We start from the raw sequence: 13,239 nt of genomic DNA, 5'->3' as shown, positions 1-13,239 counted from the left end.
CTTCCTCTCTAGTTCTGACTTCGTAAATAATTCAACGAGGCATAACCTGTACCAAAATCATCAATCACAATCTTAATACCTAACTCTCCCAATTGTTTTAAAGTGGAAAGAACTTGTTTATCACTACTCAATGAAGAGCTCTCTGTTATTTCAAACTCCAAATATTTCGCTTCAATTTGAAATAATGCTAATTGTTCTTCTACCAATTCCACCAAACCGCTTTTAAGAAACCTTATTGGTGAGATGTTGATGGAAATCGGCCTTAATGTAAGCACTTTATCTCTCTACTCTCTAAGTTGCAAAACTACCTTTCTAATAACCCAATCACTAATATGATGAATTAGATGACTCTATTCTGCCAAGGGAATAAACTCTCCAGGCAAGACTAGCCCCCACTCATGATGATTCCAACGAATTAACGCTTCCGCACCCTTAATAATCCCACTAAACGGTTCAACTTGAGGTTGATAATACAATTCAAATTCCTCATTCACTATCGCATTTCGGATATCTTTTTCTAGAGTATATTTTTTATATAAAGATACATCCTTTAGATTGGAATAGAACTGATAATTATTCCCTCCTCGCTCCTTTACATAATATAGAGCTGAATGGGCATTCTCTAACAAGGTAAGTCTATTATCGCCATCTTTCGGAAAAAGGCTGATTCCTACACTTGCCGTAATATGCAAATCGTAATCCTTAACTGTAATTGGTACTTCAATCAATCTCAATGTATTATCCACAATAGATTCAATTTCTTTTCTATCAGTATATTTTTCTATTAAATCAACAAAATCATTGCTACCTAAACTCTTGGAAAATCTGTTGCCAGTGCTCAATTTGATGAGCCTGTCAATAAACTTTATCGGAAAATGGAAGTAGATGATCTTCCAATTATAGAAACCCTAGAAAAACTAATTTATAAGGAACTACTTTCCAATCATCTGTCCAAACATGGTGAAAAGTTATAGCCAGTTACTCGTCGCAAAATTAATGTGGTTAAAGTTCCGGCGAGTTTAACGTGTCCAAAGTGTTCAGCACCTTCTTTGTATCTCTATGCCAACAATGGTGATAAAGGACAATATCAGTGTAAAGTGTGTGAGTGTTTGTTTAGTAAACAAAATCGTTTTGAAAAAGAAGCGATTTTTAAGTGTCCACACTGTTTCAAAACATTAGCCATCGGCGTAGCGAACTCTTGACAAACCGAACTGGACAATGGTTTAAAATGACAAAAGTTAAGGGCTTATTTGTCGTACCTTCTTTTGTCCCCTTCGCCCTTGACACCGCACTCGTAAACCATTGTCGTGTTTGTCAAGAGCGATGGCGGTAGTATTTCTCCATCAAAAATGTAGTGTTCTTTATTTTGAGGTTGTTTTCATAGAACTTTTGACACTACCGTTTGTAGAGCTGTAGCTGCCTATACAGTTAATAGTTTTTAATTGAACCCCCCTCAATAAAAGGATATTTCTTGAACCATGATACGATTTCTTATCCTTGGTATATAATTCCATTTACTATATTGATATAATGGAAAAAGTGACACTATTTTAATAAAGGCTTGAATTCAGGCTTTCAATTACGATGAAAGGAAATTAATAGTGCTAATGAAAAGTAATAATAAATCAAGAAGCATTTTGATATTAATAGCAATTATGATTTCTTTGACAGGATTACGTTTATTATGGTTCTTGTACCATGCTCCCTCTAATCAACCAGTAGCAAAAGAAGGGATATTAGATTTACGAGGGTACGATTTATCAAATAGTCAAACCATTACACTTAATGGAGAATGGATTTTTTTACCTGATGAACTAGTGAATGATCCCCACCAACTCCACTCAAATACAGAACAGAAAATTAGGGACATAACAGGTGGAACTGATGAAAAATCATCACACAAATTCGGAACCTACTATCTAAAAGTCCTAGTAGATAAAAATACAGATTTAGATCATTTATTTTCTATAAGTATTCCATCAGCAAATACGGCTTCAGCACTATTTGTGAATGGTCATTTAAAAGACCAATCCGGTCAGGTAGCAGCAGATAAAAAAAACCATCAGGGAAAAGGGAATCCCTATGTGGTATCATTTTCAACAGAGAAAAACGAAATTAATATCATCTTGCAAGTCTCTAATTTTGACACCAATGAAGGCATTGCCATAAGTAGCCCCATTAAATTTGGTACATCAAAGGCAATTGCAAAAAATAAAAACTTTGAAGATACATTATTGATAAGCATGGTTGTTATCCTTTTACTCCATAGTATTTATAGTTTACTTATCTATTTTATCTCTCGAAAGAAAATCATGCTCTTCTTTGCAGTTGGTTTTCTGTTTCCAGCTATAGATGAGATGCTTACATATAACAGTAGCACAATGGAATGGCTTCATTTTAACTATGAGTGGTCAACTAAGTTTAAAGAACTCGTTTATCTAGGGGCCGCGTTATTTCTAGTTCAAATTATGAAAAACTTATTAAGGGATTCAGATAACTATAAACGTTTTCATAGGCTTACGATTATGTATGGAATTTGTGCACTACTAATTGTTACTCTTCCATTAAATTATTTGATTCAAGTAAATACAATGTTTTTCATTCTTTATTTTGTATCCTTTCTTGCAGTTGTTCCATTAGCACTTAAGGACTATTTCCAATATAAAGATGAATCCATCTTTATTGCTGTGGTTGTCGTGGGTACTACTTCTGGTATTTTATGGGGGCTCATAAAAGCAATTTCTGGAATAGAAATACCATTTTATCCATTCGATTACCTATTTGCGTTTCTAAGTTTTGCAATTTTTTGGATCAAACGTTTTCACAGACAAAATAAACTAGTAGTTAATTTAGTCGATGAGCTGGAACAAGAAGATAAGAAAAAGGATGAATTCTTGGCTAACACTTCACACGAATTGCGTAATCCGCTTCATGGTGTGATCAATATAGCTCAAACTATCCTCGAGGACGAGACAGAGCCATTAACATATAAAAACAGAGAAAATTTAGAGTTATTAGTCAGTGTTGGTAGGCAAATGGCTTTTACCCTTAATGATCTCCAGGATTTCACACGACTAAAAGAGAAACAAATACGCCTTAATAGAGACGAAGTAAATATCTATTCCGTAACTACAGGAGTACTAGATATGCTTCGTTTTATGACGGATGGTAAGGATGTACAATTTAATCTTAATATTCCTCCTTCCTTTCCTAGTCTAGACGCAGATGTAAATCGATTGATTCAAATTTTATTCAATTTAATTCATAATGCTGTTAAATATACAAATGAAGGACTTATTACTATAGAAGCCAAACATGACAACGCAATGGCCACTATCTATATTAAAGATACTGGTATTGGAATGAATGCGGAAACTATAAGTAGAATTTTTGAACCCTATGAACAAGAGGATGCTAGTATAACATCAATTGGGAATGGAGTGGGGTTAGGTCTCAACATATGTAAACAATTGGTTGAATTGCATGGAGGAGAAATTTCTGTAGTATCCACTCTTGGGGAAGGATCTGTATTTTCCTTCACTTTGCCATTAACTGAGGCATCCACCAATACATCAAGAAGTGTGAAAGAAATTGCATCAGGTATCGATAAAGATAATGTACTAATTGAGACAGACAAGGAAAGAATTAGTTCCGATATAAACTTTTCCAAAATGAAAGAAAACAAAGCAAAAATACTAGTAGTTGATGATGATCCTATTAATATAAAAATCCTGGATAACATGCTTTCTGTTAAATATGATGTATATACGGTCACAAGTGGACAAGAAGCATTAAATATGATTAATGAAAAGAGTTGGGATTTAATCATATCAGATGTGATGATGCCTAACATGTCTGGTTATGAATTAACCCAAATTATTCGTAAGCAATTCACTATATCTGAATTACCTATTTTACTTTTAACTGCACGAAATAAACCGGAGGATATTTATACGGGATTTCTTTCAGGTGCAAACGACTATGTGGCTAAGCCTATGGATGCATTAGAATTAAAATCTCGTGTCAAAGCATTAATTGAGTTAAAGCAATCAATCCATGAGCAATTGCAAATGGAGGCTGCCTGGTTGCAAGCACAAATACAGCCCCATTTCTTATATAATACGATAAATACAATTGCATCTCTTAGTGACATCGACACTGTAAGAATGAAGAAATTGCTTAATGAATTCGGGAACTACTTACGAAGAAGCTTTAATATTGATACTGCAAAAAATCTGATACCTTTAGAGGATGAACTTGATTTAATTCGTTCCTATTTATATATTGAACGAGAACGATTTGGAGGAAGACTTCAAGTACACTGGGAAATAGACGATAAATTACATTTGGAAATTCCCCCCTTATCTATCCAAACACTTGTAGAAAATGCTGTGAAACATGGTGTATTGAAACGAGCAAGAGGAGGTACTATCAGCATCCAAATTACAAGCTTTGCTACCTACGTTCAAATTGCTGTAATGGATGATGGGGTAGGAATGAAAAAAGAAAAACTACAGGACATTCTTAGTGAGCAACCAAATTCTCAAGCTGGAATTGGAATTGCTAATACAAATCGAAGGTTAAAGAAGCAATATAGAGAAGGATTGAATATTACTAGCACACCTAACGTCGGAACAACAGTGAAATTTAGAATTCCGAAGAAACAAGAGTAAGGCCCTTAGAAAAGGTCAATGTTAAAGGAGAATGTATTCCTGTCTTATACTAAAAGGTTTTATACTTATCTAGTAAAAGGTATAAATATCAGTGGGACAACCATATTGACATTCTCCCTCTATTTTTATACCTTCTTTATTGAATTACAGTATTACATTCTTACTCAATAAGAGACTCTTTATTGGTTTGAATCGTATTTACAACCTCTTAAATTTAACTTAGTCTGAAATATTGGTTTAGAAAATAAGAGCTTTCACATGCTATCTTATGTGAAAGCTCTTTTTTCTATTAACCCGCAATTATATGCAGTTATACTACATTTCTATTCCTCCAATAGGCCACAGTCAACAGAGTAAATCCAAAGACTAGCAACCCTAAACCAACTGCAATTAAATTAAATATATTAGTCGCAGTATCCGGCAACTTATTACCCTCATTTGCATCTTGCTTATTTGATACTTCGTTATCAGATCCAGTTGTTGTGTCTTCGGGATCATGATTTTCTTCACTTACAGGTATTAATGTATTTGTTATGTCATATCCATCTACTGTTGAAGTATATCCTGAAACTTCTTGTTCTTGAACAGTGTATATATAAGCTTTTCCGTACTTATCGAAAGCAGGTAATTCTATAAATCTATATTTCCAATCAGTAGCTTCAGTCACTTCTTGTTCCTGAATCTTAATACCATTTTGAAGAAGTTCAACGACAATAGAATCTGGGCGGTTTTCAGAATTACTATCCTTCCATGTCTTAGTTCCTTCTACTGAAGTTGTACCTACTCGAAGATTAATAATTTTGTTTCCTTCAATGGACTTTTCATAGCCTTTAGGCACTTCTACTTCATCCACAGAATATATTATTTCTTTACCTTGCTTATCATATTTTGGGAGATGAGTAAACCTATACTTCCATTCCCAATCAGCAGATAATTCTTGTGTTTGACCTGTCTTTTCCCCATTTTTTAGTAATTCAACGGTAATGGAATCAGGACGATCTGGAGATTCATCGTCAAGCCATATCTTTTCTCCTGTAACTTCTGTAGTTACTTGAGTGTTGATAATATCATAGCCTTCTACTTTTGATGTGTATCCGACAGGAACATTAAATTCTTCAACGGTATACTTAATTTCTTTACCTTGATCATCATACTTATCTAATCCGGTGAATCCATATGTCCAACCTGTTTCTGCACTTACTTTTGTAGAGTTGACTTTTTTACCATCTGCTAATAAGTTTACACTAATAGAATCTGGGCGATACTGTTCAGCTACTTCATTCCATATCTTCTCTCCAGTGACTTCCGTTTTACCAATTCGTAAATTAGTAATGTTATAGTTATCTATCGTTGTTTTGTAACCGTCAACTGCTTTTTCTTTTACAGTATAATTAATCTCTTTACCTTGTGTATCATACTTCTCAAGATTCGTGAATTTATATTCCCAGTTTGATTCTGCATTAACTTCCACTGTTTTACCAGTTTCTGTTCCATTTGCAAATAATTCTACAGTAATAGATTCTGGACGATCTGGAGAATTATCATCTAGCCATATTTTCTTTCCTTCTACCTCTGTTTTTCCAACGCGAAGATTAGTAATATTAAAGCCTTCAATAGTCGTTTCATAACCGACCATTGGTTTTTCCTTAATTGAATATTCATACGGCTGCCCATCTTCATCAAACGCTTCTATATCTGTAAATACGTACTTCCAATCGTTTTCAGCTTTTAATTCTACTGTATTAAAAAGCTCATTATTTTGATATAAGTAGACGATAACAGATTTTGGACGATTTGGAGAATTATCGTCTAGCCACCCTTTTGTCACTTCAATGGTTCTTTTTTCAGATCGTGTATTTGTAATGTCATAGCCATTTACTTTGGATTCATAACCGGGCACATCTTGTTCTGCAACTGTGTAATTATAGAGTTGACCTTCCGAATCATATTTATCCAAATCAGTAAATGAATATCTCCAATTGTCTTCAGCTAGAACCTCTTTTGTTTCGATTACTACATTATTACGAAGCAGATTTACTGTAATAGATTCTGGACGGGCTTCGGTAGTATCGTCTTTCCAACGTTTTGTTCCAGATACTTCTGTTTTACCTATACGTACGTTTGTTATCTGGTAGCCATTTACAGTCGATTCATATTTTTCTGGTACGTCTTGTTCTGCTACTTTATACGTATACGCTACTCCGTTCGCATTAAATTCCTCTAAATCTGTAAATTCATACTTCCAGTTACCCTGTTTATCAGGCTTTACTGTTACAGATTTTGAAAAGTTATTATCCGCTACTCCTTTAACTTCTCTCGTAAGTTCCACAGTAATAGATTCTGGGCGATCCGTTGAGTTGACGTCTTTCCAAACTTTTTCACCTTTTACATCTATCGTTCCAGTACGAATATTTGTAATATCAAATCCATTAATGTTTGTTTTATAACCTTCTACTTTTACTTCCTCAACTGCATATGATATTTCTTTACCATTCTTATCAAACTTATTTAAATCCTTAAATGTATACTTCCAATCATTTTGTTCGATTACCTTTTGAGTATCAACTTTCTCACCATTGGCTAACAACATAACAGTTATTTGATCTGGACGTTCATCAGAATTATCATCTAACCATGTTTTCGAACCGGAAATGTCAATTTGTTCAATGTTTACCAAGTCATAGCCATCTATATGCGTATTATAACCATCTACTGCTAGTTCTTTGATAGAGTAGTTGATTTCATTACCTATTCCATTGTATTTATCTAAGTTTTTAAAACTATATTTCCAGTCATCAGCAGCAGTAACTGTTTTTTCTTGAACGATAGTACCGTTTGCCAGCAACTGTACTGTTATTTCATCTGGAGTAGTGATGTTTTCACCGTGAATCCACTTTTTCTCCCCAGTAATATCAACAAACTCTTCATTATACAATGTTATTTCAGTTGTCTTGCCAATCTCAATATTGATATTATTAATATTTTCTTTCACTCTATAGCCATTAGGTGCTTTAACTTCTTCTACAGTATATTCGCCAAAAGGTACATCTTGTACTATCTCACCGTTATTTCCTGTAGTAAGTGTGTACTCATGACCAGTTGTTATATTTGAAATTTTAAATTCGGCACCTGGAAGCTTTTCACTTGTTCTTTCATCTTTCTTAATGATCTTAACTGTACCTGTTTTACGATTGTTGTAAATCTCCTTAGTTGTAATTCCATCTGTTGCTTCATAAGATAATGTAATTATTTGTTCACTTTCTCCTAAGTAACCATCTGGAACTGTCTCTTTTAACGTATATTCTCCAAAGGTTAACCCTGTCCAGGAAAGCTCTCCATCTTCATCAGTGTTACCTTCTCGAACAATGATGTCCTGTGATCCAACTTTTTTAATCAATTGGAAAGCGATATTGCTTAATGGTCTATCGGTTCCTTCCTCTAATTTGATTAAATTAAGTCCACCAGTAGTACCTGTCGCTGTTCCTCCTCCAGTACTGATTTTTACTTGAATGGCCTCTGTCTTCTCAGTTGTTCCTGTGACTGTCTCATTTGCTTTTATTTGTGCGCTATTATCTAAATTGCCTGTTTCTTCTACTGTGATATAGGTAGAATATCTAATTTTGTATGCTTCTTTAATCGTATCTGGGAAACTGATTTCAAATGTATTACCATCAATGGTTAAATGATAATCTTCACCCTTTACCAATTCTTCATTGGATCCTTTTATTACTTGGAATGAATCTGTTAGGAGAACCTGACCTTCTCCTAATTCGTCAGTAACCGTAACATTTGATAAGATTGATTTTGATTTATTTACATCGATGACCCAATCTGCAGTCCACTCCTCTTTATTATGCGTACCTGATTTACTTAGAAATTCACCTTGATTCGGCAAGGTAACATTAGCATAAAGATTATGTGTTTCCCCTGTTTTCGGAGTGAACTGTGCTGTGTTTTCATACACTTCATCACCATTGTAAATGTCGTCTTTATCTTTTGTTTTAAATATAACGCGATAACTCTGATCTATTGCGCCGAAATTTACATTTACATGATTTTTATTTGAATTAACAGTGAAATCATCCGTTACATCATTACCAACTTGAACGGCACCATTCGGTTCAATGGTTGTTTCATAAATTTTAACCGTACCATCAATTAGTGATTGATTGTCTGGAATCACATCTTCTAATTTGGCATTCATTAAGTTTAGTTGATTATAGTTGATGTCTACTGACCAGGTGATTTCTTTTGTTTCGTTGTTAACTTTTCCATTTTTAACACCGTTATTTTTTGTTTCTTTGTTTGGGTTTACTTGGTCACCAAAGTTTAGGTTATACTTTTTTCCATCTGAAGTCTCATAAGTTATATACACACTATTACTAAAGTTAGGCTTTGTTTGTTCACTTCCAAAATCATAAGTGAATTCTGTTATATATGAGATGGTATATTTTTGATTAATATCACCAAAATCAATTTTAAATCCATCATTAGTTGCAATAGGTTCAACAGTATAACTTTCTGTTACATCTGTTCCTGCTGCGTCCTTTATTACAACCGAACCAGGGATAAGTTCTTGTCCCGATTCAGAAAAATCATCTGTTAAAACGAAATGCTTTAATTCTTGTGCATCTGCATTGACAACAATTGTCCAATCAATTGTTTTATCTTGATAATTAATTGCATCATGAGATTTTTTTCCTACTTGTTGATAAACTCCTTGACTACTTGTAGTGGTCTTTCCTTTTAATTCAACAGTATTAGAAATCTCTCCATCATTGTTAATAATCGCACCTGACTTTGCTTTCGTTTTATATTTGATAATAAAGGCTTTACTAGTTTCTTGTTTTAGTTCGTAAGTTACTGTGTTTCCATTAATTTTTATATCAAATAAACTTTTAGCATCAGATTTTTCTTTCACTGTCCCATCACTGTTAAAGCTATCTACTTGCTCAATAGAAATATCACTTTCTACTACTTCAAATATATCTCTTAGTTCGTTTTCTCCTGATTTAAATGTAAATGTATCTGTAATAACATCCCCAACATTTAGTTTTTTTTCGTTGAAGTTTGCTTTTACAGTCCACTCTATGGAACGTTCTTGTTCGTTGAAATTAGAAGATGACTTTTCTAATGATTTTGGTCTTTCAACAGATACAGAGGCACTTGATTGCTTTTCATTTTGGCCCTCTGAATTTAGAAAAGCTGTATTTTTATAGTTAGTTGTGCCTTCTTTATCTTTTTCAGATTCTTTCATTGTTGTTGTATACGTGATTTTATATGCTTTATTTGTATCCCCAAAACTAATGTTTAAACTATCAACCGTTGAGTCATCATCTGTATATTTTGGAGTAGTTGTTTTCTCTTTAATTACATTCCCGCTTAAATCCACTTCAACTTCTTTTACAACAATTGAATTTGTATTTAATTTCAACCCTGCTGGCACAGAATCTGTAACAACGGCATTTATTAAATTATCTCTTGTCGTATTTACAAGTACAGTCCAGTTGATCATTTCTGCATTAAAGTTTCCATCAACCGGCTGTCCTTCTTTATGAATTGATTGACCACTTGTTGGTCTCACATTGATTTCGATACTTTCCACAACTTCATCTTTCACTTTAAAATTCAGTGTTTCTTCAGTTGTAGTAACTTCTCTTTCATATATTTCCGTATCTATCCAAAACGAACCATGCACATTCGAATTGTCTTCGATATTTTGATTAAATGTGAACGTTACTTTTCCATCCGCACTTACGCTATATGTTCCATAATCACCTAGAGCTCCATTAATTTCATTATAGATTTCCAGTTGCTTCGGTAATTGAAATTCAAAGTAATCTCCAGCGGTATACCCATGGTTATTTTCCAATGTCCATGTCAAATCTAACCGAAGTTTATCGTCTACTTCAATAAAATCCCCCGCTTGGTATTCTGAACCATCTTCATTAGTAAATCTTATTTCATCAATGATGTTTTCCGTAATGAGTTCTAAACTACCATCCGCAAACGGTGTTATAGCTAATATGTTATTCTTTTGTTTATCATTTGAATCAAAATTTATTCCTTCTGATCCTATATCAGATTTCACTTCCTCATTTGCACTATCAATTTTACCTTTCTCTTCTGTAATTTTTTCTTGCTCTACATTTTCAGTACTTTCATTATTGCTTATTTCTGAAGCTTCTATTTTGGCATTAAATACTTCTACACCTTCTGCAACCAAATCCCCAGGTAGACTTTCATCTAATACTAGTTGAAGTTGTCCATCCGTTGAAACAGCTATAGTTCCAATCTTTTCCCCACCTGATTCAACTGTTTGCATAATATCTTCTACAATCACTACCTCTTCAGGCAAAATAATAGTATCTGACTTAACATTTGTATTTGAGCTATCTACATTCCAAATAACAGATACTTGAATATCTGTTTCTTTATCTCTTTCCGCTGCAAGATCTATTTCACTTCCACTACTATCTTGATATAAGACATCTGTGATAATGTTACCACTGTCATTTAATCTCTCTGCAGTTACACTTATCCCAAATAATGGTGACAACATGGATTGAGCAAATAAAATTACTACCATAAACGAATAAATGTAAAAATTCCTCTGTCTTTTCAACTTTCTCCCTCCTAATATGTAACAACCGAATTTAAATATGATAGATGAATTTTGTTTTACACGACCTACTGGCTATTTTCCACCTCACTCATTTAACTATCTTTATAAATAATCATTTAATTATTATATAAACCTTATCTATACAATTTCTTTACAAGCCAATAACCGTCTAAATATTACATAAACATCTGTTGCAATTTATATAATGAGGTGTATATACCTAAAAATAGACGAACAAAAAAGAGAATAGCAGTACTACTATTCTCTACAGATGTTCTCAAAAAGATATCGTGATGAAGTTCCAACAACCCCTCTGATAGTATATCTCTCGTCACTACACCCAATAAATTCCCGTATTACTTTCTATTAATTTCCTACTTATCATCTCTCTCTTTAACATTCTTATGAAATCTTCATCAAGATCTAATACTATTGCATTGTTATAGGCTTCTTGTAGTTGTTTATCACTTAATTTTTTTAATGAATCTGTTCTATTGCCTAAATTTGTATCCAACTTTTTCCACCCTTTATGTTATCTTTATACATATCCTAATTGTTTTACCTATACATCTTTTATACAATGAGTAAAGAATGATTTTTAAGTAGTACTTTCATAACAAAAAATGTATCTTTTATAGGAGGCTGGTTAGACATGAATGCAATTCTAATTGATGATGAACCACTTGCCTTGGACTACCTCGAGAGACAAATCAATAAGGTTAGTAATCTTTCAATCTTAGGAAAATATATTTACTTCGATATTCATAATAATCTCAATATAGTAAAGGACAGCGATCTAGTCTTCCTGGATATTGAAATGCCTGAAATAAATGGTCTAGAATTAGCTGAACAACTTCTTGAAATCAATCCTGCATTGACAGTGATTTTCGTAACAGCTTATAAAGATTATGCTGTGAATGCATTTGAACTAAATGCATTAGATTATATTTTAAAGCCAGTTGAACCGGACCGTTTGCAGAAAGCCTTGAATAAACTAGAAAACAAGCATGATAGTGTTGGAAGTACAAATCTATCATTAAACAACAAATTACGAGTAAATGTATGTAATGAATTAACTTTTCAATTTCCTGAGGATAATATGATGGTAGCGCAATGGCGAATAACAAAAGCTAAAGAATTATTTCTTTATTTATTGCTTCATAATCAGAAAGTGGTACGAAAGTCTGAATTAGTTGAAGTACTTTGGCCTGAACTAGATAATAATGCATACTCTCAGCTATACACAGCAATATATCATGTGCGTAAAACTTTGAATCCATTCAGGGACCACCTTTCTATTAAGAATGTTACTGAGGGATACATACTAACCGTTCAGAACACGATTATCGATGTAGTAGAATGGGAAAACAAAATAGTTTCTGCCCCATCTATTGATATTAATACAGTTGCATATTACGAAGATACAATGAATTTATATACTGGTTCCTATTTACAAGAACATGATTATCTATGGGTAGAACCAGAGCGATACCGATTAGAACAATTATGGATAAAGACAGCATACCGGTTAGCAACCTTTTACTATGAGCAGAAGGATTGGGAAAATGCTGAAAAATGGTACCAAGCAATATGCACTCTTAGACCCGATGATGAAAATGCTCATTTTTCTTTAATGAAAATATATGCGGATTTAGGGCTTGGATTACTTGTTAATCATCAATATATTCTTTTAAAAAAGAGTATTAAAGAATTAAGCTTAACTCTTAGTCCTAATATAAAGAAATGGTATGAACAATGGAATAAAAAAAGGAAAACCCTTAAAATATGAGAGGCAAGTTCAACTGTTACTAATAACTCATAGTAGACAGTAATGTGTAATTAGTTTCATATGGTGTGTAAATAGTCCGATATATCAACTAAACCATTCAACCTAATGTGACATTCTAGACAAAAAATGTAAATTGGATTGGTTGAATAATG

4 protein-coding genes and 1 pseudogene are annotated in these 13,239 nt (G+C 33.3%); 2 read left to right on the top strand and 3 right to left on the bottom strand.

All coding sequences use genetic code 11. From position 1 onward, the window contains the following. Positions 1-8: 8 nt before the first annotated feature. Positions 9-842: pseudogene (locus IEV35_RS20090) on the bottom strand (EAL domain-containing protein). Positions 843-1,637: 795 nt separating this feature from the next. Here IEV35_RS20090 and IEV35_RS06540 point away from each other — a divergent pair. Further along, positions 1,638-4,673 (top strand): hybrid sensor histidine kinase/response regulator, encoded by a 3,036-nt coding sequence (locus IEV35_RS06540; RefSeq protein WP_229740666.1) that lies wholly within the window; start codon positions 1,638-1,640, stop codon positions 4,671-4,673. 310 nt (positions 4,674-4,983) lie between these two features. Here the strand turns inward: IEV35_RS06540 and IEV35_RS06535 are convergent, their stop codons facing one another. Further along, the gene (locus IEV35_RS06535) at positions 4,984-11,298 is read right to left on the bottom strand and encodes a Cna B-type domain-containing protein (RefSeq protein ID WP_188383873.1); all 6,315 of its coding nucleotides are present in this window, start codon (positions 11,296-11,298) and stop codon (positions 4,984-4,986) included. A 334-nt stretch (positions 11,299-11,632) separates the two neighbouring features. Beyond that, complete coding sequence (gene sda / locus IEV35_RS06530; RefSeq protein WP_188383872.1) at positions 11,633-11,812, bottom strand: sporulation histidine kinase inhibitor Sda; 180 nt, start codon at positions 11,810-11,812, stop codon at positions 11,633-11,635. 138 nt (positions 11,813-11,950) lie between these two features. Here sda and IEV35_RS06525 point away from each other — a divergent pair, with 138 nt between their 5' ends. After that, on the top strand, positions 11,951-13,087 hold the full coding sequence (locus IEV35_RS06525; protein ID WP_188383871.1) for a response regulator: 1,137 nt from the start codon (positions 11,951-11,953) through the stop codon (positions 13,085-13,087). The last annotated feature ends 152 nt before the right edge of the window (positions 13,088-13,239 follow it).

Origin of the sequence: Ornithinibacillus halotolerans (genome assembly GCF_014637405.1) — a bacterium.
Classification (GTDB): Bacteria; Bacillota; Bacilli; order Bacillales; family Amphibacillaceae; genus Ornithinibacillus; species Ornithinibacillus halotolerans.
This window is presented reverse-complemented; position numbering and strand designations above follow the sequence as displayed.

What these genes read in the sequence shown, in the direction of transcription:
- IEV35_RS06525 (WP_188383871.1), top strand. Translation starts at nt 11,951, where the DNA reads ATGAATGCAATTCTAATTGATGATGAACCACTTGCCTTGGACTACCTC.